The following is a 22,165-nucleotide window of genomic DNA, read 5'->3' on the forward strand; positions in this document are numbered from 1 at the left end:
GCCGCACACCATGACCCACGGCCGAATCGGGCGACGGGAGAACGTCGCCCTGTTCACTGCGGCGCTGCTCGCCGCGATCGGCGGGCTCATCTACGAGCTCATCCTGGGCACGGCCGCCTCCTATCTCCTGGGCGACTCCGTGCTCAGCTTCAGTCTGGCCACCGGTATCACCCTGTTCGGCATGGGCATCGGCTCGCTGCTGGTCAACCGCTTCCGTGCAGCGCCGGCAGTCGTCTTCGGTGTCAGCGAGGTGCTCCTGGGCCTCATCGGTGGCAACTCCGTCCTCCTGCTGTACCTGGCCTTTGGGCGCACCCGCCTGCACTGGGTCGTCTTCGGCGGCATCAGCCTGACCATCGGCATCCTCATCGGCCTGGAGATCCCGCTGCTGGTGCGGACCTTCGCCGCCTTCGGGCGCCGCTCGACCAGCGAGCTGCTCGGCAAGGTCATGGCCATCGACTACTTCGGCTCACTGGTGGCCTCCCTGGTCTTCCCCCTGGTGCTCCTCCCGCAGCTCGGCCTCATGCGCGGGGCCTACCTGGTAGGGGCCCTCAACGTGCTGGTGGCACTGCTCGTCCTGCTCCAGGTGCGCACACCGCGCAAGATCCTGTGGGCGGCCACCGCCGCCGTCGTGGCACTGGTCGGCATGTTCGCAGCCGCCAACCGCATCGAGCGCAGCGTGGAGGCGCTGACCTACAACGACCCGATCGTCTACTACCAGCAGACCGCCTACCAGAAGGTCGTCCTTACCCAGTACCAGGACGACCTGCGCCTGTACCTCAACGGCCAGCTCCAGTTCTCCAGCCTGGACGAGGCCAGGTACCACGAGACCCTGTCCGCCAGTGCCATGACCTCGGTGAAGGAACCCGCCCACGTGCTCGTGCTCGGCGGCGGCGACGGCCTGCTGGCCCGGGAGATCCTGCGCTACCCCAGCGTCACGGACGTCACCATCGTAGACATCGACCCTGACGTCACCGAGCTGGCACGGAATAACCGCCTGCTCAAGGACCTCAACCACGCCTCCCTGTCCGACCCCAGGGTCAAGGTCGTCAACGACGACGCCTTCACCTACGTCCAGAACTCCAAAGCGACCTACGACGTCGCTCTCATCGACCTGGTCGACCCCTCCAACGAGAAACTCGCCAAGCTCTACTCCACCGAGTTCTATCGGAACATCGAGGCGCGGCTGGCACCCGAGGGCGTCATGGTCACCCAGGCCACCTCCACCTTCTTCTCACCCCACGCCTTCTCCACAGTGGCCAGCACCGTCGCCGCCGCTCAGCCGGATCGACAGATCCTGCCCTTCTCCACCAATGTCCCCTCCTTCGGGGAGTGGGGCTTCGTGCTGTCCACCAGGACGCCGCAGAACCTCATCAGCCAGCCGCTGCCCGAAGGCCTGACTTACCAGGACCGGAAGACCCTGGAGTTCATCATGCGAACCAAGCCGGCCCGCACCGAGTTCATGGAGCCCTCCACCCTCCTGCATCCGCGGATCGTCGAGGTCTACAACCAAGACATGCGGCAGTGGCGCTACTACTGAACCGCCTGGGAAGAGACGGCGAAGCCGGTTCGGTCTGAATCGTCCCGAAGCGACTTCGCCGTCACCCTGTTGCCGCATCGCGGCGGCCGCCTCACCTCATCTCAAGATTCTGATGGACAGCCAGGCGGCGATTCCGCCGATCATCACGCAGCTCATGAGGGACATGATGACTGCCATGCCGATGATGAACAGATAGTGCATTGCCGCCAGTGTTGCCAGCCAGATGAGTGTGACACGAGCAGCGCGAGGAAGGGCTGTCGCCAGGCATCCCCCGGCTGCGACGATCACCAGGCTGCTGACGGCGAAGGACATGAAGCCTGGGTCAGTGACGCTGACCGACTCGAGTGTCGCTCCCCAGATGATGACGAGGAGACCACAGACGGCCAGGCACGCTCCGGCGATGCTTCGTCCGCTCAGCTGCTGCCGGGCCGACTTGTCCTGATTCGTTGCTGTCATGTTGTTGCTTTCCTTCCGATGATGCGATGTGCAGTCGTTGTCGCGGCGGCGCCTGTCGCTATCCGGTCTTCGCCGAAGCCGCGAGCTCGCGTCCCCAGCTGTGGGCGTCGGTCTCCTGGCCGGTGGTCAGCGGACCCTTGCTCGCCGTGACCACGAAGCTTCTGACCGAGGCCGTCCTCCTGCCCTGATGACGCTGCAGCGCCTTGGCGATCGCCTTGGCCGCTGAACCGCTGAGCCAGCCCTTGGAGATGACCGTGTCAAAGGCGGCAGCGGTGGTGGATGCCGGGATCACCGTGGTCTCCAGCCACCCACCGATCCCGTGGGATGCCTTGCCTGGTCCCGCCTGCGCACAGGCCTTGGCCCGTGTGGCCGCCGTCGGCAGGCCCCGGTTGTGGGTGGGGGCTCCCAGGATGAGCAGATCCAGGTCTGCGGGCAGGCAGCTTGGAGCCTCATCGACGTCGACGACCTGAGCGTCGACTCCGCCATCGATCAGCCCAGCGGCAACGGAATCAGCGATGGCTCGGGTGTTGCCGAAGCAGGACTCGACAATGATGAGCGCCCTGGTCATGGTGTCCTCCTGAGGGGTGGTACCGGTGATGTCGCTGGGTAGCGCGGGGTCACGAGTCCACTGTCGGGTGTGACGCCACGTCGCACGCAAACGGGGCCCGCCGCTCTCAAGGCAGCGGGCCCCGTCAGACCGAGAGGATCGGTGGGGAGGAAGGACGATCCGGGGCGACGAACGGCGTCGCCCCGGCGTGTCTCAGAGCTGGGAGGCGTCGACGGCGAAGGTGTTGCAGGCCTGCACTGAGCCGGAGTTCATCCCGGTGGTGAACCAGCGCACACGCTGCTCGGAGGATCCGTGGGTCCACGTGTCGGAGTCGACGTGCCCCTTGGCCCGCTCCTGGATGTGGTCATCGCCCACGGCCTCGGCCGCGCCCAGCGCGCCCTTGATCTCCTCACTGCTGGGACGATTGAGGAAGGGCTTGCCGGTGTCCGGGTCGGGGGTGGAGGAGGCGTGGTTGACCCAGATCCCCGCGTAGCAGTCCGCCTGAAGCTCCAGTCGCACCGAGTCCGACGTCGCACCGCTGCCCGAGCGGTCGGCCTTGGCCATCTGCCCGGTCAGGTGCTGGATGTGGTGGCCGAACTCGTGGGCCACGATGTACTCCTCCGCCAGGGGCGTGTCAGCGGCCCCCAGGGAGCGCTCCATCTCGGAGAAGAAGCTCATGTCCAAGTAGACCGTCCGGTCCCCTGAGCAGTAGAAGGGACCGACCGCCGAGGAGGCGTTGCCGCAGGCCGAGGAGATCTGGGTGCCGTCCCACAGGACGAACTCGGGCTTGGCGTACTTGAGCCCCGCCTGGGCCGGCAGCTGCTCGGTCCACACCGCGTCGAGGGACTCCGCGGTGGCCACCATGCGGCACTGGGTGTACTTGTTGGCACTGTCCCCGCTGGTGCAGACGGAGGTGTCGATCGATGAGGCCGTCGACGTCGTCGTCCCGGTCTGCTGCTGCGCTCCCAGCATGGAGGTCAGGTCCACTCCCGTGAGCTGGGAGATGAGGACGACGGCGATGACGGTCAGGATGGAGCCGCCACCGATCACGGCGCCCCGACCTCCGCCGGAACGGGTCTGGACCCGGTTGGGGTCGAGCTGGATATCGCGGTTGAAGGACACTGGCCACCTCTGAGAACACGCCTGCAATGAGGCTCGGACGAAGCCCACGCTACCGTGACACCGTCACCGGCGCGAAGCGGGGACACCGAGGAGAATAACGGCGGGACCCTGCACAGTCCCTGGAAGGCCTGGTCGGGGTAGCCTGATGCCGTGCTCTACGACCTGCTGTACAAGACCGTGCTGACCCGTATCGACCCCGAGCTGATCCACGACGTGTGCCTGGACGCGATCGAGATCACCGGCAAGGTTCCCCTCGTCAGGGACGTAGTGCGCCAGATGTGGGGGCGCAGGCCGGTCTTCCCCGTGCCCTCGGCCAACCAGGGCGGCCCCTTCGCCCGACCCGTGCCCGGCATCCTGGGGCTCGCAGCGGGCATGGACAAGGAGGGACAGGCCGTCGAGGGCCTGGACATGCTCGGCTTCGGCTTCATCGAGGTCGGCACCTTCACCGCCCACCCCCAGGGCGGCAACGACAAGCCCCGCATGTGGCGCTACCCGCAGATGCGCGCCGTGCGCAACCGCATGGGCTTCAACAACTCCGGGGCGGATGAGGCCGCCAAGCGCCTGCGGGCACTGCGCCGCACCCCTCGAGGGCGATCCATCGTCGTCGGCGCGAACATCGGCAAGACCAAGGTGACCCCGCTTGAGGAGGCGGTGGAGGACTACCGCTACTCGGCCGCGGCAGTGGCCCGCTGGGTCGACTACCTCGTTGTCAACGTCTCCAGCCCCAACACCCCCGGGCTGCGCAGCCTGCAGAGCGTTGAGACGCTGCGACCGATCCTCGAGGCGGTGCGCGAGGCCGCCGACCGCGCCGCCAGGCGGCACGTCCCGCTCCTGGTCAAGATCGCCCCGGACCTGGCTGACGAGGACATCGACGCTGTTGCGCAGATGGTCCTGGACATGGGCCTCGACGGGGTGGTGGCCACCAACACGACCATCGACCACGACCTGGGGGAGGGCGGCCTGTCCGGCGCCCCACTTCTGCCCCGCGCCCTGGAGGTCGTGCGCCGCCTGCGCCGCGGGCTGGGGCAGGAGCCCACGATCATCGGCGTCGGAGGCATCTCCTCCGTCATGGACGCCGAGCTCATGCTCGACGCGGGTGCGGACCTGCTTCAGGCCTACACGGCCTTCATCTACAACGGTCCCGCCTGGCCGGGGCGCATCAACCGGGCTCTGGCCACGGGCTCCGCCGCCCGGGCGACTGCCTGAGCCCCGGGCGACCGGCGCCGCCCCACAGCTGCCCCGGAGCGGATCAGGAGGGGTACTGGCCCCGACTGACCAGGGCGGCGGGACGGCGCCAGCGCCGCAGCATGAAGCAGCGCGACATGACGTAGAAAAGGATCGTCCCCTCGTCCTTGACCTTCTCCTGACCGAACTTCGCGATGAGGCGGCGACGCAGGCGCGCCCAGCACCAGACGGCGTCGGCGATCGCCAGAAGCAGGTATCCGTTCATCGCCAGCACTGTGTAGAAGCTGACGAGCGGGTAGTGGGGCAGGATGCGGCTGAACCCGAAGGAGATGATGAGCAGGACAAAGATGAGGGGCATGAAGTACTCGCCCAGGTTGAAGCGCGCATCAACGAAGTCGCGGATGTAGCGCTTGATCGGCCCCTTCTCACGGGAGGGAAGGTACTTCTCCTCACCGGTGACCATGGCCTCGTTCTGGCGCTTCCAGGCGGCGTCACGGGCCGCTCGCGCCTCCCGCTTGGCGGCCGCACGGTCCTTGGGGACCACGGGGTGCAGGTTCTTGGCCTGCTGGTCCTTACGCCGGGGCGTGGGGCGTCCCTTGCCTCCGGGCTTGGGGGAGGGCTCGGCCACGGGCTCCGGCTCAGGGGTCTGGCTGCGCTTCTTGAACAGGCTCACGGTGCCAAGACTAGCGGCAGCGGCGCGATACCCTGAAAACCATGATCACCGTTGATGCCGTGCGCACCGCCGTGCACACCTCCATGCCCACCGTCGTCTCCGACCTGACGGATCTGGTCGCGATTCCCTCGGTCTCCGCCTCCAGCCACGACCAGTCCGAGGTCCAGCGCTCCGCCGAGGCCGTGGCCGCGCTCCTGCGCGACAGCGGTCTGGATGCCGAGATCCTCTCGGTGCCCGCCCCTGACGGCACCCCCGGTCGGCCCGCCGTCCTGGCCCACAAGGCCGGCCCCCAGGGCAGCCCGCACGTCCTGCTCTACTCCCACCACGACGTCCAGCCCGTCGGCGACCCGACCGGCTGGGACCAGGCCGACCCCTTCACCGCCGAGCGGCGCGGGGAGCGGCTGTTCGGACGCGGAACCGCTGACGACAAGGCCGGCGTCATCACCCACGCCCACGCCCTGCGCATCCTGGCTTCCCTGGCCGACGGCGAGCTGCCCTGCTCCGTGACGGTCTTCATTGAGGGTGAGGAGGAGGTAGGCAGCCCCTCCTTCGAGAACTTTCTGACCACTCACCGCGACCGCCTGGCCTCCGACGTCATCGTCGTGGCCGACTCCTCCAACTGGAAGGTCGGCATCCCGTCCCTGACCACCTCGCTGCGCGGCGTCGTCCAGGTTGACGTCCGTCTCGACATGCTCGACCACGCGCTTCACTCCGGCATGTACGGCGGCCCCGTGCTGGATGCCGCCACCGCCATGTGCCGACTGATCGCCTCCTGCCACGACGACGCCGGTGACGTCGCCGTGGCCGGACTGGTCAGCCGGTCCCAGGCCGACGCCGACTTCCCCGATTACCCGGAGGCCGACTTCCGCGCCGACGCCGGCATTCTCGACGGCGTCGAGCTCTCCGGCACCGGTGACCTCACTGCCCGGCTGTGGACCAAGCCCTCGCTGACGCTCATCGGCATGGACGTCACGCCCCTGGAGCTGGCCGGCAACGTCCTGACCCCCTCGTGCACGGCCCGGCTTTCGCTGCGCATCGCTCCTGGGCAGGATCCGGCCGCGGCCCAGGAGGCCCTGGTCGCCCACCTGGAGAAGCACGTGCCCTTCGGGGGCCGGCTGACCGTCACCGGCCGTGAAGCCGGGCCGGCCTTCGACGGCTCCGAAGTCACGCCCGCCTCCGAGGCCGCTCACTGGGCCCTGTCCACCGCCTGGGATACCGAGGCCGTCAATATCGGACAGGGCGGCTCCATCCCCTTCATCGCCACCCTCAAGGAGACCTTCCCGGGTGCCCAGGTACTCGTTACCGGGATCGAGGACCCCGATACTCGCGCCCACAGCGAGAACGAGTCCATGCACCTGGGCGAGCTCGAGCGCATCGTGGTTGCCGAGGCCCTCCTCCTGGCCCGTCTGAGCGGCGCCATCGGCTCATGACGGCCAGTGCTCAACGCGCCCGCCACCGGAGAACGAACACGTGAAGGTTCTCCTCGCCCCTGGCGGGCTGTGGCCCGAGCCCGCTGGAGTGCCTCTGGCGGGCTCGGGAACTGGTCTTGCCCCGGGCCGGGTCGCCTCCTGTCTGGCGCGTGGCTGGCGGGCGGCGCGCCCCCATGACTCCCTGACCCTGCTGCCCATGGCGGACGGCGGACCGGGCTCGGCGCAGGTGATCGCCCCCGATCAGGTCGCCTCCCGGGAGGTCATTCAGGGGCGGGGCCCGCTCGGACAGGTCAGAGAGGTCGACCTGGTGCGTCTGGTTCCCAGGCCTTCACGATCCGGGAGCCGGCACCCCGCAGAGGCGACCACCTGGTTCCTGGACGCCGCCCGTCTCCTGGCGCTTCCCTCAGAGCCCGATGAGGCGGCCCAGGAGGTGCTGGAGGGCAGCACCTCCGGTTTGGGAGAAGTCATCGGTGCAGCCCTGAGCCGTACCGGCCCCTTGGACACGCTTGTGGTGGGGATGTCGCGCTCCGCCGTCCACGACGGGGGCCTGGGAGCCATGGACGCGCTCGGAGGCCTGCGAGCTGCCAAGGACCTGCTGTCGCATCGCAGCCTGGGACTGGCCCTGGCCGACGACATCTCCCTGGGAGGCATGAACGGTGCCGGGGCGGCACTGACGAGTATCACCTCCATCAGCCCGGAGCGGGCCCAGGAACTGGACCGCCGCGCCTGCGCCAAGGCAATGGAAAGCGTCAGGGCGGCTGAGGACCTCGATCCCGGTGGCCTCGGTGTACGCAGGAGTCTGCCTGTCGTCTCTGCACTCGGCGACGCCGGGCCGTCCGCCTCTGCGCACGCGGCGGATTCGGCAGGGACGGCTCGCCTGAGCGTGTCGACCTGGGGGACCGGGGCGGGCGGGGGCAGCGCCCTGCTGCTGCGGGCCCTGGGAGCCTGGGCGCGGCCCGGGGCGCGAGTCATGGCTGAGCTCGTCAGTCTGAGCGAGGCCGCCTACGGGCAGGACCTGGTGGTCTCGGCCTGGGGAGAGCTCTACGACGTCTTGGCCGACGGCGTCGTGGGCGTCGTCGGCCAGCAGGCCGCCTCACAGGCACAGCCGTGCATCCTGGTGTGCGGGCGCTGCGCCGTCAGTCGCGGCGAGCTGGCCGCAGCCGGTGTCACCAACGCCTACGGACTGCAGGAGGCTCACGCCGCCGAGCCCTGGGAAGCGACTGACTTCCACGGGCTGGAGGCACGGCTGGTAGACCTCGGCTCCCGGTTGGCCCGCACGTGGTCGCGCTGACCGGAGCACTGGCGTCAGCGCGCCGCTGCCGGCCAACCGGGGCTCAGTCGATGGGGGCCGCGGCGGTCGAGTTGCGCACGATGAGGTCGGGGGCGAAGAGCATCTCGGTGTCGGCCGGGCGCTGCCCGTTGAGCTGCGCGAGGAGCGTGGAGACGGCCGCTCGGCAGATGGACTCCACGGGCTGACGCACCGTGGTCAGCGGCGGGTCCGTCATGGGGATGAGTGGCGAGTCGTCGTAGCCGATGACGGAGACGTCATGAGGCACTGACCTGCCCGTCTGGCGCACTCCGTGGACCACACCCAGGGCCATGACGTCCGAGGAGCAGACGATGCCGGTGCAGCCCTGCTCCAGCAGGTGCAATGCTGCGCTGACCCCGCCCTCGTAGGTGTAGAGCGTCTCCACGATCCGCAGCGGCTCCTCGGGAAGGCCCTCGCCCATGGCGTCCTCGTAGCCGGAGCGCTTGCGCTGAGCCGGCACCATGCGCATTGGCCCCATGGCCAGGCCAATGCGCTGGTGCCCCAGGGCGATGAGGTGATCCACCGCGATGCGGGTCGCCCGGCGGTCATCGGTGGCGAAGCCCGGTGCCTTGATGGTCGGCGCGTTGCCGTTGATCGTCACCAGTGGTACGCCCCGCTCACGCAGACGCTGGTAGCGGGTGACGTCACCGGTGGTGTCCGCGTGGCGTCCGGAGACGAAGATGATGCCGGCGACACCGCGGTCCACGAGCATCTCGATGTACTCGTCCTCGCTGATACCGCCGGGGGTCTGGGTACACAGCAGGGGAGTGTGCCCGGAGGGTGCCAGGAGCTGTTCGATCTGCTGGGCGAACAGCGGAAAGATCGGGTTGCTCAACTCAGGCACGATCAACCCCATGAGACCGCGGGAGGTCTGGTGCACCGACTCGGGCCGCTCGTAGCCCAGGATGTCGAGCGCAGCGAGTACCTGCCGACGGGTCGAGTCAGCCACGTTGGACTTTCCATTGAGCACACGGGAGACAGTCGCGGTGGAGACGCCCGCCTGGTCGGCGATGTCGGTGAGAGTGAGTCTCTGTGGCATGAGTGAATCCTACGAAGAACGGTCAGGATGGAGGGGCTGACTCGCCTGAACCGACAGCGGAACGTCGCGTCCCTCGACTGACCATCATCGCAGGTCATGTCCCGTTTGTGGGAATCCGGGACGGTGAGGTGTGGCGCCGTCGGCCCCTGATTCCCGGCTGATGGGACGGGAAGGATGCGTCAAGGCGCCCGGCCCCGATCAGCCCTTGACCGCACCCGAGATCGATCCGCCGACGATATAGCGCTGCAGGTACTGGAACAGAGCGATCACCGGGGCCATGGTGAGGACCGCCCCGGCGGCGAAGATGCCCAGGTTGTTGGAGCGGTCGCCGACGAGCATGCCGTAGAGCCCCACTGCGAGCGTCTTCTGGGAGTTGTCGGTCAGAATGATCGAGCCCAGGAGGAACTCGCTGATGACACCCACGAAGGCCAGCAGGAAGGTGGTGGCGATGATCGGCTTGAGCGTGGGCAGAAGGATGATGTGGAAGACCTGCCAGTGCGTGCAGCCGTCGATGATGGCGGCTTCATCGAGCTCGCGGGGAATCGTGTCGAAGGTTCCCTTGATGAGCCACACCTGCCCCAGTGCTCCGCCCATGAGCGCCAGGCTGTAGCCGGCCAGGGTATTGAGGCCGAGGAAGGGGACGACCTGGCCGATGTCGGAGATCATCGTATAGATGGCGATCATGGACAGGATCGCGGGGAACATCATAATCAGGAGCAGGGCGAGCAGACCGCCACGGCGTCCGGTGAAGCGGAACCGGGAGAAGGCGTAGGCCCCCAGCAGGGACAGGAAGACCTGAGCGGTGGCCACCACTGTGCAGATGATGATCGTGTTGAGGTACCAGCGCAGGAATGGGCCTCGCGCCCCCGACAGCAGGTTCTGGTAGTTGACCAGACTCACCTTGGTGGGGATCAACCCGGTGGATGCCACCGTTCCCAGGGGGTTGAGAGAGGCGGAGATGACGTAGAGAACGGGGAAGGCGGCGAAGACCAGGGCGATGACGCCGACGACGTGTCTCCAGCCGATCTCCCGGAACCAGCGTGAGAACGGCATGTGATTCTCGATGACGACGCTGTCCTCGGAACTGTTCGATGCGGACCGGGACACGGGCTGCGATGAGGTGCTCATGATGATGTTCTTTCCGAGGTCGGCTGGTCAGTTGACGTCTTCGAGCTTCTTGGTGGCTCGGAACTGCAAGGCGGCCAGGACGCCGGTGACGGCGAACAGGACCACGGAGACGGCCGAGGCGAATCCGAAGTCCGAGCCGGCACGGCCGAAGGCGATGCGGTAGACCATGGAGATGAGGATGTCGGTTCCGCCGCGTGTGTACTCCCCGGCCGGGAAGGGTCCACCCTCGGTCAGCAGCTGGATGGCATTGAAGTTGTTGAAGTTGAAGGCGAAGGTGCTCACCAGCAGAGGGGCGACGGCGACCAGGAGCAGTGGGGTGACGATGCGCCATGTGGCCTGCATGCCACTGGCGCCGTCCATCTTGGCCGCCTCCTTGACATCGCCGGAGATGGACTGCAGAGCGCCGGTGCACACGATGAACATGTAGGGGAAGCCCATCCACGTGTTGGTGAGCAGGACGGCGATCTTGGCCATGGTCGGGTCGGACAGCCACGGGATACTGAGGTGCATCATCCGATTGATGAGGCCGAAGTCCTGGTTGTAGAAGTTCGACCACACGAGCAGCGAGATGAAGCCGGGTACGGCGTAGGGCAGCAGGAGGAAGGAGCGGTAGAGCTTCTTACCCTTGATGCGATCATCATTGAGGGTCAGCGCCAGGAAGAAACCGAGGCCGAAGGTGAGCAGCACCGAGCCCAGGGCGAAGATGATGGTCCATGCGAAGGCCTTGAGGAACTGGGAGGCCAGGTTGCCCTCAGTGAAGAGCCGTGAGTAGTTGGCCAGTCCCACGTTCTGCTTCCAGGACTGGGCCAGGCTCTCTCCCTCGGCGTTGACGAAGTGCTCGGACAGCCCCACCTTCTTGACCGAGTAGACGTCCCCGGTGGCGGTGTTGGTCATGGTGTCGGAGGACTTGTTGTAGACCATCCGCTTGGTTCCCTCGAAAGCGGTCCTGATGCCCTGAACCTTGACCGTGGTCTTGTCCGTGAAGGGAACCGACATGGCGCTGATGTCCTCGTAGGCGGTGTTGATCTCCCTGGGGGACAGGATCGTGTATCCCTCCGCCTTGGTCACCACGCCGTTGTCGACGGTGACGGTGCTGGCGTCGACCTTCTCCAGCTTCTTCCCGTCACTTCCCCGCAGCACCTCCTTGGTCTGCGGATTGACGAGGAACAGTGAGAAGGGGCCCTTGGTGACGTCGCCGTCGGTCGCGACAGACAGACCATAGGTGGGAGAGTCCTCCGTGCGGACCATGGAGTTGTTGGTGATGGAGGTGATGGCCTCCTCCTTGGTCCCGCGGTACCCGTCCCCGAAGTTGGTGAAAGAGGTTTGAATGGTCAGCACGATGGGGATGATGAGGAAGACGGTGAGGAAGAACGTGCCGGGGAAGAGGTACTTGGCGGGTACGAACCTCTTGGTCGAGTACAGCAGGAACATGGCCCCCGTGGTCAGGACGACGATTCCCAGCCACAACCACATCCGATAGGCGATAAGAAGAGGGACGAGGTAGATCGCTGCGACCAGCGTGAGGGACAGCACCATGATGCGACCGACGAGACCTCTGATGGTCGTGGTCTTCTCCCTCGGGGTGGTGGATGCGGACGTCATTATCTGCGGGTCCTTTCCAGAAGTGGGAAAGCAGTATGAGGAATAACCGGGTGCGTGGAGAAGCGTTCCGCTCTTCGGCGTCGAGGCGGTTTACGAGCCCTTGATCGACGCCTTGATGGTCTGGCCGACCCCGGTCATAGTGCTGGCGGGATCGGCACCCGCGACGATGTTGGCCTGAGCGCGTCCAAGGGGTTCCCACACTGAGGACATGGCGGGGATCGCGGGCATGGGGTCGGCCTTGGCGGAGAGCTCCGTGAAGGTGACCATGTCGGGGTGCTCCGCCTTGAGCTTGTCCGCGAGGTCCTTCTGGGCCGGGGGCAGCTCGTTGGTGGGGAACATCGATGCCGCGAAGGTCATGTCCTTGGCCGCGTCGGCCACGAAGGTCTCGGCGAAGGCCTTGTTCTTCCCGTTGGAGGCGACATAGAAGCAGTTGACTCCGACGAAGGGGCTCGCCTGACTGTTCTTGATGTCTTTGAAGCCCGGAATCCGAGTGAGCTGGTAGTCGATACCGGCCTTCTTGATGTCCGCCAGGGCCCATGGCCCCGAGATGAGGTAGGGAGCCTTACCATCGGTGAACAAGGAAATGTGGTTGGCGGCCGTGACCGACTTCCTGAGGACTCCCTGCTGGCCGAGCTGGCGGATCTTCTCCGCGGCCTTGATGGATCCCTCCTTGCCGATACCGAGGTCATTGGGATCGTAGGAGCCGTCAGGGTTCTTGCCGAACATGTAGCCGCCGGCGGCGGTGTAGATCGGCTCCATGTTGTAGGCGTCGCCCTTCTCGTCGACGACCTGCGACAGGACGAGCTCGGTTCCGGCCGCCTTGCCGGCCTCGATCATCTCCTCGATGCTGGCCGGCTGGGTCACTGAGGTCAGTGCCTTGTTGACGAACAGGCCCAGGCACTCGACGGCGTAGGGCGTTGCGTAGATCTGGCCGTCGTAGGTGACCGCCTTGAGCGCGATGTCGGAGTAGTTGGATTCGGCCTCGGGGCTCAGAACGACCGGCCGGATCGCGCTGTTCTGCACCAGGTTGCCGATCCAGTCGTGTGCGCCGAGGACGATGTCAGGGCCGTTGCCGGCCTGGTTGGCGGTGATGAAGTTGGGCTGCAAGTCATTGGCGACGGTCTGGACCGCCACCGAGATGCCCTGCTGCTTGCCCCAGGTCTTGGCGATCTCCTTGAGGGAGTCCGCCTTCTTCTGATCCGCCCAGATGACCAGATCGGTATCGGAGTCGCCTGCCGAGGCGTCAGATGCCTGTGAGGCAGCGCCGCCCGAGGCCGCCGTACCCGCAGTATTGCGCGAGCCGGAGCAGGCGGCCAACGTTGGCACGGTGGAGGCCAGAGCGGCCATCGTCAGGAAGGATCGGCGGGTGGGTGCCACAGGGATTCTCCTTCGAATCAGATCCGCAGCGAGGAGTTCCTCGCCTAGCACCATAATTTAATCGGCTTATGCAAAGATTGCAAGAGACTAATGAAACTTGCATCCGTGTGCCCTAGGCAACGGTTGTGGCCTCCAGCCACGTCGTCGTCGCCGGGGGTACGAGTAGACGCCCCTCCTCCTGGCGCAGGGGCTGGGAGGATAGGAGAACCTTGGCCTCGGCCGGCAAGGTGACGGGGGAGTCGGAAGTGTTGACGACGACCAGGACGCCACGCACCAGGAAGGAGAGGGTCTGGGGCGGGCACCACTCCAGCCCGGTGACGAAGGCCAGGGGAGCGCAGGCCAGGTTGTACTCGTGCCGCACGTGGGCCGCGTGGCGCACGGTCGCAGTCGGAGAGCCGAACTGAGAGGACTGCACCTGCGTGTGCTCAGCCACCATGTCGGCCAGCTCCAGGGGAGCGGTTGGCTTGTCGGAGTCGGACAGGGCGATCTCATCGCCCTGACGTAGGTAGAGCGAGCCGGGCAGGGCCAGCATCATGGCCTGCAGGGCGAGCCCTCGACGCAGCCGTTCATCGCGGTTGACGGAGTACCAGCGCTGCCCGTCGCCCGGATCCAGGTGCTCGGAGAGAATGTGGGGAGGCAGGAATCGCCAGGTGGGGGGTGCCCCGAAGCGGTCGTGCTCGTCCAGCGACCGGGTCAGGTGGGACGTGAGCGACTCGGCGTTCCACCGTGTCAGTGTCAGACAGTCGTCGCGCAAGTGGTGCACCCAGTCGTCCTGGAGGTGATGACGCAGTGACTCCGGGTAGTCGGCGGTCACGTCGGCACCGATGATGCCCTCGTCGACGTACTCGGCCAGCTGGCCGTGCAGCATGGCGCAGTAGGTGCTGAGTCGATCCAGCCGGGTTCCGCTGGTGAGTTGGGGAGGCACGATCGTGCCCAGGTCGATGCCGGCCGCACCGGCCTGCAGGTAGGCCTCCGAACGGCGCAGCAGGTCGTCAGCGGCGCCTTCGAGGCCGGTGACGAAGCCGGTGGTCTGCGTGGCGTAGGGTCCCGTGATCGGACCCAGCGCACCGGAGATGCGCACGATGGTGCGCAGCCCCTGCTCCCCGGCCTCGTCGACGAAGCGGCGGATCGAGTCCATCTCGGTGTCGATGTCGAGCAGACTCGGACGGATGAGTACCGCGTCCATGCCCAGGTAGCGGGCGTGCTTGATGATGGGATCGGTGTGGTCCAGCTCGGCTGCTCCCAGGGCAGGTGAGGGGATCTCGTAGACCAGTGCGTGGCGCCACCACTCTTCCGGACCGTCGTAGGGTCGGTGAACGAGGGTTGTGGTGGTGGTCACGGCAGGTGTCTCCCTTCCACCGGGTGTGCGCCCGGGGACTTGACGTCCAAGAAGTGATTCATCGATGTGAGGAGGGTGCGTGGTGACCACAAGCTGGAGGGATCGGGTACCGGTGCTCCCCTGGGATGGTGTCGGAGGTGTCGGAATGGTGACGACCATCGTAACCCGCTTCTGCGCTACCTTGTGACTATGTCAGCGCAGAAATCTGGATCCGAACCTGTGCGTATCGACGGACGAGACGCCCTTGACCTGTCCGGGTACCGGGTGCAGGACGTGGAGCGCTTCGTTCACGAGCAGGCGAAGAATCCCCAGCGCACCCCTTTCGAACGCGACCGGGCCCGGGTCCTGCACTCCTCGGCGCTGCGGCGCCTGGGGGCCAAGACCCAGGTGCTGGGGCCCGCTGCTGACGACTTCGTGCGCACCCGGCTCACCCACTCCCTGGAAGTGGCGCAGGTGGGGCGCGCCCTGGGGCAGGCGCTGGGATGCGACCCCGACGTCGTCGACACCGCCTGCCTGTCCCATGACCTGGGCCACCCTCCCTACGGGCACAACGGTGAGAAGGCGCTCGACGTCGTGGCCCGCCAGATCGGGGGCTTCGAGGGTAATGCCCAGACCTTCCGGATCCTCACCCGGCTGGAGCCCAAGACCCTTGATGCGGCCGGGAGGCCGGTCGGCGTCAACCTGACGCGGGCCAGCCTCGATGCCGTCGCGAAGTACCCGTGGCTCAAGGGGAGGGGGCCGGGAGGACCGAGCGGGCGCAGTGCGCGCAAGTACTCCGCCTACGACGACGACGCCGAGATCTTCGCCTGGATGCGTCAGGGGGCCCCGGAGGGCAGGCGCTGCATCGAGGCACAGATCATGGACCTGTCCGACGACGTCGGCTACTCCGTCCACGACGTCGAGGACGCGATCGCCCTGGGGCGCCTGGACCCGGCCTGCCTGACCGACCCCAAGGAGGTCGATGAGCTGCTCGAGGCCACCCGGGCCTGGTACGGCACCGACCTGAGCGCCGACGCCCTTGGGGCGGCTTTCGACAGGCTGGCCGGCCGGCCCTACTGGATCCGCTCCTACAACGGCTCGGTGGCCGACGCCGCGCACTTGAAGAACCTCACCAGCGAGATCATCGGACGCTTCGTCTCCGCGGTCGCCTCCGCCACCCGCCAGACCTACGGCGACGGGCCCCTGACTCGCTACGAGGCCGAGCTCGTCATCCCCGAGGAGACGGCCGCGGAGATCCTCCTGCTCAAGGGCATCGCCGTGCGCTACGTCATGGAGCCGAGGGAGCACGAGCCGGTTTACCTGCGCCAGCGCACTCTCATCTTCGACCTCGCCGACGTCCTCATGACCGGCGGCGGGAAGGGAATCGACCCGGTTCTGCTCGATGTCTGGCACCGGGCTGAGAACGACGATGCGCGCCTGCGGGTGGTGGTCGACCAGATCGCCTCCCTGACGGACACCTCCGCGCGGGCCTGGCACGCCCGGCTGTGCGGCATGTTCTCCGAGGTCTAGCGGTACTGGTCGGGGAGCCCCTTCAAGCCCTGGCGCAGGATGTCGGTGCCCTCGCCTACGATGGCCCTGTGGCGGGACTGATTAGGCGTGAGGACATCGAGGCGGTGCGCGAGCGCGCCAGGCTTGAGGACGTCGTCAGTGAGCACGTGACCCTCAAGAGCGCCGGCGTCGGCTCGCTCAAGGGGCTGTGCCCCTTTCACGACGAACGCACTCCCTCCTTCCACGTCCGCCCCCAGCTCGGTTACTGGCACTGCTTCGGCTGCGGTGAGGGCGGTGACGTCATCACCTTCATCGAGAAGATCCACCACCTCGGATTCGCCGAGGCCGTCGAGTACCTCGCTGACCGCACCGGGGTCCAGCTGCGCTACGAGGAGGGCGGCGCGGTGCGGCGCGGGGTCGAGCCGGGCACTCGGCAGCGCCTTATGGACGCCAACCGCCTGGCCGAGGCCTGGTTCCGCGAGCAGCTCGCCACCCCGGAGGCACAGCCAGGGCGGGACTTCCTCACGTCCCGGGGCTTCGACCGCCATGCCGCCGCGCACTTCGGCGTCGGCTACGCGCCCGCCGGATGGGACAACCTCGCCCGCTACCTGCGCAGCTCCGGCTACACCGAGGCCGAGCTGGTCGACTCCGGCCTGTGCAGCCGAGGCGGGCAGGACGGGCGCCGCGTCTACGACCGCTTCCGCGGCCGCCTCATCTGGCCCATCCGGGACGTCACCGGAGCCACCGTCGGCTTCGGGGCGCGCAAGCTCTTGGAGGAGGACCAAGGCCCCAAGTACCTCAACACCCCCGAGACCCCCGTCTTCCACAAGAGCCAGGTCCTCTACGGGCTGGACCTGGCCAAGCGGGAGGTTGCCCGCTCCCACCGGATCGTCGTCGTCGAGGGCTACACCGACGTCATGGCCGCACACCTGTCCGGGGTGACCACCGCCGTGGCCACGTGCGGGACCGCCTTCGGTGCGGACCACGTGCGGGTCGTGCGCCGCCTGCTAGGGGATGTGGACGACCCGGCAGCGGGGGTGGTCACCGGTCAGGGGCGCGAGGCCCGTGGCGGCGAGGTCATCTTCACCTTCGATGGTGACGCGGCCGGTCAGAAGGCCGCGCTGCGTGCATACGCCGAGGACCAGCGCTTCGCCACCCAGACCTTCGTGGCCGTCGACCCCGGCGGCCTGGACCCCTGCGACCTGCGCATGAAGGAGGGGGATTCGGGCATCCCGCGCCTGCTGTCCCGACGGGTGCCGCTGTTCGAGTTCGTCATCCGCACCTCCCTGTCCCACCTGGACCTGGACACCTCCGAAGGCCGCGTCCGGGGGCTGCGCTCGGCGGCGCCGGTGGTGGCCGGGATCCGGGACCGGGCGCTCAAGCGCGAGTACACCCGGCGCCTGGCCGGATGGCTGGGCCTGCCCGATGCCGAGGTCCACGCCGCAGTCCAGGCCGCAAGCAGGCGAGGGGCCCAGCCCAGCACGGCGCGGGGCGGCCAGTGGCCCGCCGATGAGACTGCCGGTCCCGATGCTGCCGCCCCCATGCGGGGGCTGCCGCCGGTGACCGACCCTGTTGAGCAGCTCGAGCGTGAGGCCCTGGCCGTCATCATCCAGTTCCCGGTGGCGGCCCACCAAGCCGGCGCAGACGAGCTGGGGGCCGACTCCTTCGGCCAGCTCACCCACCGGGCCGTCTACGAGGCCGTCGCCGCCGCCGGAGGCACTGGGGAGGTGCCGGGGCTGGTCCAGCAGGCAGTGGCCGCGGGCATGGGGGAGCAGGAGGCGCAGCGCCGGGCCACGCTGCGTTGGCTCCAGCAGGTGCGCGACGGCGCCATCGGCCTGGTCGAGGCCGCCATCACCGAACTCGCCGTGGCACCGCTGCCCCTGCCCACGATCCGGGGACGGGGCACCGAGGTGGACGCCTCCGGTCTGGAGCGCTACGCCAAGGGCGTGCTCGACTCCCTGGCCGTCATGGGCATCAACCGCCGGCTGGTCGAGATGCGCTCACGCCACCGGCGGATGTCACCGCAGGAGGAGGGCTACCGCGAGCTGTTCTCACAGATCGCCGCCCTCGAGCAGCGCCGCATGCAGATCAGGCAGGGGACCTGAGACCAGGCGGCGGCCCACGTCGGCGAGCAGGTGCAGGTAGCCTGGCGGTCATGCCGATCCTGCGCCGTCGTCAAGGCACATCCACCCGCTCCACCGCCACGCTTCCGCTGGAGATGCGCGAACAGCTGCGCGAGCCCGCCCTGGGGGCCGTTCCCCTGGACGCGGAGGGCTCGACATGGGCGGTGGCCACGGCAAGCTCCCTGGTGGTCTTCAACGGGCGCAGCGGGCCCGAGACCCACCCCTGGGACGAGGTGGAGCAGGGGAGCTGGGACGGCCAGGACCGCGTCTTCACCCTGAGGTGGACGCAGCAGAATCGCGAGGACCTTGCCTTGAAGGTCCCGGCCGGAGTCCGCAACGGCGATGCCTACGCCTCAGCGGACGTGGCCCCCTTCGCCAAGGCCCTGCGCCAACGGGTCGAGGCCGCCATCATCCACAGCGCCGTGGCCACACTCCCCAGCGGCGCCACGGCCACGGCCAGCGTGCGTCGGGGCAGTGATGGCGAGCTCTACTCCGTCACCCGGCCACTGATCTCACAGGTCGACGAGGCGGAGGATCGCCGCACGCTTCGAGAGCTGGAAAACCGCGTCCGTGAGGGTGTGGGCCTGCCCACACGGTAGGATGTCCTTGCAATATCAGCGTTTCCTGTGCTTCACCGGATTCGACGTCGCCGCGGGATGTTGCTAAAGTTCACTGCGCGTCAAACGCATTCCTGCGTAGCTCAATGGCAGAGCATCCGACTGTTAATCGGACGGTTGCTGGTTCGAGTCCAGCCGCAGGAGCCACCAGGGGAGTCCTCGGTCGATCAGGCCGGGGACTCTTCCTTTTTCACGTACTCGGCCCTGGGGCCAGGTGGCCTGTTCTCGATGGTGCCGGTGCGGTGTGCGAGCAGCAGATCACGAGATGGGTCGAACATGACCGCGTCGCTGCGGTCATGGGAGGATGCCGCCATGGCATACCGCGACATCCGCATCATCGGCGACCCGATCCTGCGCACCGAGTGCGACTGGATCACTGACATCGACGACTCCGTCAAGGCCCTGGTTGAGGACCTGCTCGAGACGGTCGATGAGGACGGCCGGGCCGGCCTGGCCGCCAATCAGATCGGGATCGGTCTGCGCGCCTTCTCCTGGAACATCGACGGTGAGATCGGCTACATCCTCAACCCCAAGATCGTCGAGGTCTCCAAGGACGAGTACCAGGACGGGGACGAGGGCTGCCTGTCAGTGCCGGGTCTGTGGTTCCCCACGGAGCGGGCCTGGTACGCCCGTGCTGAGGGAGTGGACCTGGACGGCAAGGAGGTCGTCGTCGAGGGGGAGGAGCTCATGGCCCGCTGCATCCAGCACGAGTGCGACCACCTGGAGGGCCACCTCTACCTCGACCGCCTCGACCGCAAGAACCGGGCCAAGGCGATGAAGGAGCTGCGAGCGCAGGGACTGTAACGTCCCCAGGACGCAAACCGGGTGGGGCAACAGGTTGCGAGACCTGTTGCCCCACCCGGCTTTCAGCAGGCGATGAGGCGTCCTGTGCTCGGCGTTCCTAGCCGACGCGGTGCAGCCAGCGCACGGGCGCGCCGGCTCCGGCGTAGCGGAAGGGCTCGAGCTCGTCATCCCAGGCCTGGCCCAGAGCCAGGTCGAGCTCGCGGCGCATCCTGTCAGGATCAGCAGCGTAGACGAGCGCGGCACGAATCCGGTCCTCGGGGACGACGACGTTGCCGTGAACATCCGTCTGGGCGTGGAAGATGCCCAGGTCCGGGGTGTGGGACCAGCGGCCGCCGTCGGTGCCGACACTCGCCTCCTCGGTCACCTCATAGCGCAGGTTCGCCCAGCCGCGCAGGGCGGAGGCAAGGCTGGCTCCTGTTCCAGCGGGCCCCACCCAGCTGGTCTCGGCCCGCATCATGCCCTGGGCCGCAGGCTGCTCGGTCCAGTCCAGGTGGACACGCGAACCGAGCACCTCGGCCGCTGCCCACTCGATGTGGGGGCAGAGCGCCCGAGGTGCTGAATGCACGAAAAGTACACCGCGGGTGTAGGCACCGATCATGAGTATCGCCTCCTGGTTGGTTTCGAGATTCGCCTTCCCCAACGGTCTCGACCCACAACCGGGCTCATGTCATGACGTACGCGGCATGCACGGCTTATTGTGCCTGACTGCACCGGCCGGGTCCAGCGCCGTGGGTCACAGGCGGGGGCGCACGGGGCCTCCGGCCCGAGCATGGCTACTGGCGGGTGAAGACCAGGGCGACGTTATGCCCGCCGAAGCCGAAGGAGGTGCTGGCCGCCGCCGTCAGCTGGGGCAGGTCCCGGCCCTGCGGCCCAACAACGTCCAGCCCGAGCTGGGCCAGCTCTGGATCCACTCCGGCCGGCAGCAGCGTGGGCGGGGCCCAGCGCTCCTGCAGGGCCATGACGGTCAGCACCGCCTCCAGACCCCCGGCCCCACCCAGGAGGTGACCGGTGGCGGACTTCGTGGCGCTGACCGCCGCGTTCGGAACCGTCCTGGCCAGGACACCGGCCTCGACGACGTCGCCGGCCGGCGTCGAGGTGGCGTGAGCATTGACGTGCCCAACGGCGGCGGCGTCAAGGCCCGCGCGCTCCACGGCTAGCCGCAGGGCTCGCTCCTGCTCCGCGCCAGATGGCTCCGGACGTGCGACGTCGTAGGCGTCGGCGGTGACCCCGGAGCCTGCCATCACGGCCAGGATCCGGGCTCCTCGGGCCTTGGCATGCGCGGCGCGCTCCAGGACGAGGAGCCCGGCGCCCTCGCCCAGGACGAAGCCGTCGCGGTCCGGGGCGAAGGGGCGGGAGGCGGTCTGCGGGTCGGCGTTGCGTGTCGACAGGGCCCGCATTGCAGCGAAGGCGGCCACGGTCATCGGGTGGAGGGCCGCATCCGTCCCCCCGGCCACCACGACGTCAGCCCGCCCCAGAGCAATGAGATCCGCACCGTAGGCGATGGCCTCGGCTCCCGACGCGCAGGCTGAGACAGGAGCATGGATGCCGCCGCGGGCCCCCAGTTCGATCCCGACGGCCGCCGCCGGGGCGTTGGGCATGAGCGCCGGGACCGCCGTCGGCAGAACCCGCCGGGGCCCCTTGTCCCTCAGGGTGTCCCAGGCCTCCATGACCGACAGGACCGGCCCCATACCCGGGGAGACGGACACCGCTAGACGCTGTGAGGCGACCTGCGGGGCCCCTGCCTGCTCCCAGGCCTGGCGGGCGGCCAGCAGCGCGCACTGACTGGCGCGGTCGAGACGGCGCAGTTGGCGCGGCGGGAGTGATTCGGCAGGATCGACCGCCAGGGGGGCGCCGATCCGCACGGGCAGGTCATGGCTCTCGACCCACTCGTGCTCGAGGGTGCGAACCGCGCAGGTGCCCTCGTTCAGGGCGCTCCAGGTGGACTCGACGTCTGCGCCCAGAGGATTGATGGTCCCCAGTCCGGTGACGACGACGTCGTCAGGGCGGCACTCGGCTTCCGGGCTCATGTGTGTCGTCAGGCCTTCTTGGAGGTCACCAGGTCGACCAGCGCTCCAACAGTGGGCAGGGTCGGGATGAGGGAGTCGTCCAGGGCTACGCCGAAACGCTCCTCGACCTGTGTGGCGATGGTCAGCAGACCCAGTGAGTCGACGTCGAGGTCCTGGGCGAAGGCGGTCTCGCGGGTGATGTCCTTGGCGGCGACGCCGGACTCCTCACTGACGATCTGGGTGATGACGGACAGGACGTCGTCCTTGCTCTGCTCAGCCATGGTGGCTCCTTCGGGCGCCGTGACGGAGCATCCAGGTTCCGTGACGGCGCAGTGACTCGATGATGGTTGTGCTTCGCCGGCGGCTGCGCCGCAGGTCAGACC

20 protein-coding genes and 1 tRNA gene are annotated in these 22,165 nt (G+C 67.8%); 9 read left to right on the forward strand and 12 right to left on the reverse strand.

Going from position 1 to position 22,165, the window contains the following annotated elements; genetic code table 11:
• Positions 1-10 precede the first annotated feature (10 nt).
• Positions 11-1,537 carry a polyamine aminopropyltransferase gene (locus tag FK267_RS07620; protein ID WP_141406839.1) on the forward strand — a complete coding sequence of 509 codons (1,527 nt, stop codon included), beginning with the start codon at positions 11-13 and terminating at the stop codon, positions 1,535-1,537.
• A gap of 96 nt (positions 1,538-1,633) precedes the next feature.
• Here the strand turns inward: FK267_RS07620 and FK267_RS07625 are convergent, their stop codons facing one another.
• From FK267_RS07625 to ypfJ, 3 genes are all read right to left on the reverse strand, one after another.
• Positions 1,634-1,993, reverse strand: a complete 360-nt coding sequence (locus FK267_RS07625; RefSeq protein WP_141406840.1) for a hypothetical protein — start codon at positions 1,991-1,993, stop codon at positions 1,634-1,636.
• Positions 1,994-2,051: 58 nt separating this feature from the next.
• Entirely contained in the window at positions 2,052-2,561 is a 510-nt protein-coding gene (locus FK267_RS07630) for a flavodoxin family protein (RefSeq protein WP_141406841.1), read from the reverse strand.
• 192 nt (positions 2,562-2,753) lie between these two features.
• Positions 2,754-3,662, reverse strand: coding sequence for a KPN_02809 family neutral zinc metallopeptidase (gene ypfJ, locus FK267_RS07635; protein WP_004564708.1), 909 nt, complete (start codon positions 3,660-3,662; stop codon positions 2,754-2,756).
• A gap of 150 nt (positions 3,663-3,812) precedes the next feature.
• Here ypfJ and FK267_RS07640 point away from each other — a divergent pair, with 150 nt between their 5' ends.
• Positions 3,813-4,868 carry a quinone-dependent dihydroorotate dehydrogenase gene (locus FK267_RS07640; protein ID WP_004564709.1) on the forward strand — a complete coding sequence of 352 codons (1,056 nt, stop codon included), beginning with the start codon at positions 3,813-3,815 and terminating at the stop codon, positions 4,866-4,868.
• Positions 4,869-4,911: 43 nt separating this feature from the next.
• Here FK267_RS07640 and FK267_RS07645 read toward each other — a convergent pair whose 3' ends face one another.
• Positions 4,912-5,520 (reverse strand): DUF3043 domain-containing protein, encoded by a 609-nt coding sequence (locus FK267_RS07645; protein ID WP_075379002.1) that lies wholly within the window; start codon positions 5,518-5,520, stop codon positions 4,912-4,914.
• A 41-nt stretch (positions 5,521-5,561) separates the two neighbouring features.
• On the opposite strand from FK267_RS07645, the gene FK267_RS07650 reads away from it, so the two are divergent.
• Together FK267_RS07650 and FK267_RS07655 are read left to right on the forward strand one after the other, a co-directional pair.
• Complete coding sequence (locus FK267_RS07650; RefSeq protein WP_141406842.1) at positions 5,562-6,950, forward strand: dipeptidase; 1,389 nt, start codon at positions 5,562-5,564, stop codon at positions 6,948-6,950.
• Between the two features lie 40 nt (positions 6,951-6,990).
• Entirely contained in the window at positions 6,991-8,241 is a 1,251-nt protein-coding gene (locus FK267_RS07655) for a glycerate kinase (protein WP_141406843.1), read from the forward strand.
• Between the two features lie 43 nt (positions 8,242-8,284).
• Here FK267_RS07655 and FK267_RS07660 read toward each other — a convergent pair whose 3' ends face one another.
• The 5 genes from FK267_RS07660 to FK267_RS07680 form a co-directional block, all read right to left on the reverse strand.
• Positions 8,285-9,298 (reverse strand): LacI family DNA-binding transcriptional regulator, encoded by a 1,014-nt coding sequence (locus tag FK267_RS07660; protein WP_075379005.1) that lies wholly within the window; start codon positions 9,296-9,298, stop codon positions 8,285-8,287.
• A gap of 198 nt (positions 9,299-9,496) precedes the next feature.
• Complete coding sequence (locus FK267_RS07665) at positions 9,497-10,426, reverse strand: sugar ABC transporter permease (RefSeq protein WP_070513228.1); 930 nt, start codon at positions 10,424-10,426, stop codon at positions 9,497-9,499.
• A 27-nt stretch (positions 10,427-10,453) separates the two neighbouring features.
• The gene (locus tag FK267_RS07670; RefSeq protein ID WP_141406844.1) at positions 10,454-12,028 is read right to left on the reverse strand and encodes an ABC transporter permease subunit; all 1,575 of its coding nucleotides are present in this window, start codon (positions 12,026-12,028) and stop codon (positions 10,454-10,456) included.
• A gap of 90 nt (positions 12,029-12,118) precedes the next feature.
• On the reverse strand, positions 12,119-13,405 hold the full coding sequence (locus FK267_RS07675) for a sugar ABC transporter substrate-binding protein (RefSeq protein ID WP_081379390.1): 1,287 nt from the start codon (positions 13,403-13,405) through the stop codon (positions 12,119-12,121).
• A gap of 112 nt (positions 13,406-13,517) precedes the next feature.
• Positions 13,518-14,744 carry a glycosidase gene (locus tag FK267_RS07680; RefSeq protein WP_141406845.1) on the reverse strand — a complete coding sequence of 409 codons (1,227 nt, stop codon included), beginning with the start codon at positions 14,742-14,744 and terminating at the stop codon, positions 13,518-13,520.
• Between the two features lie 189 nt (positions 14,745-14,933).
• On the opposite strand from FK267_RS07680, the gene FK267_RS07685 reads away from it, so the two are divergent.
• From FK267_RS07685 to def, 5 genes are all read left to right on the forward strand, one after another.
• A complete protein-coding gene (locus FK267_RS07685) occupies positions 14,934-16,253 on the forward strand; it encodes a deoxyguanosinetriphosphate triphosphohydrolase (RefSeq protein ID WP_141406846.1) in 1,320 nt (439 codons plus the stop codon).
• A 68-nt stretch (positions 16,254-16,321) separates the two neighbouring features.
• Positions 16,322-18,337, forward strand: coding sequence for a DNA primase (dnaG, locus tag FK267_RS07690; protein ID WP_141406847.1), 2,016 nt, complete (start codon positions 16,322-16,324; stop codon positions 18,335-18,337).
• 50 nt (positions 18,338-18,387) lie between these two features.
• Positions 18,388-18,954 (forward strand): hypothetical protein, encoded by a 567-nt coding sequence (locus tag FK267_RS07695; protein ID WP_004564720.1) that lies wholly within the window; start codon positions 18,388-18,390, stop codon positions 18,952-18,954.
• A gap of 90 nt (positions 18,955-19,044) precedes the next feature.
• Positions 19,045-19,119: transfer RNA gene (locus tag FK267_RS07700), tRNA-Asn, on the forward strand.
• 165 nt (positions 19,120-19,284) lie between these two features.
• Positions 19,285-19,776 (forward strand): peptide deformylase, encoded by a 492-nt coding sequence (def, locus tag FK267_RS07705; protein ID WP_004564721.1) that lies wholly within the window; start codon positions 19,285-19,287, stop codon positions 19,774-19,776.
• Positions 19,777-19,873: 97 nt separating this feature from the next.
• Here def and FK267_RS07710 read toward each other — a convergent pair whose 3' ends face one another.
• From FK267_RS07710 to FK267_RS07720, 3 genes are all read right to left on the reverse strand, one after another.
• Positions 19,874-20,374, reverse strand: coding sequence for a DUF3145 domain-containing protein (locus FK267_RS07710; RefSeq protein WP_004564722.1), 501 nt, complete (start codon positions 20,372-20,374; stop codon positions 19,874-19,876).
• A gap of 175 nt (positions 20,375-20,549) precedes the next feature.
• Positions 20,550-21,803 carry a beta-ketoacyl-[acyl-carrier-protein] synthase family protein gene (locus FK267_RS07715; RefSeq protein WP_141406848.1) on the reverse strand — a complete coding sequence of 418 codons (1,254 nt, stop codon included), beginning with the start codon at positions 21,801-21,803 and terminating at the stop codon, positions 20,550-20,552.
• Between the two features lie 8 nt (positions 21,804-21,811).
• Positions 21,812-22,063, reverse strand: coding sequence for an acyl carrier protein (locus FK267_RS07720; protein ID WP_070513247.1), 252 nt, complete (start codon positions 22,061-22,063; stop codon positions 21,812-21,814).
• Between the last annotated feature and the right edge of the window lie 102 nt (positions 22,064-22,165).

The sequence above is a fragment of the Actinomyces oris genome (assembly GCF_006546825.1).
GTDB lineage: Bacteria > Actinomycetota > Actinomycetes > Actinomycetales > Actinomycetaceae > Actinomyces > Actinomyces oris.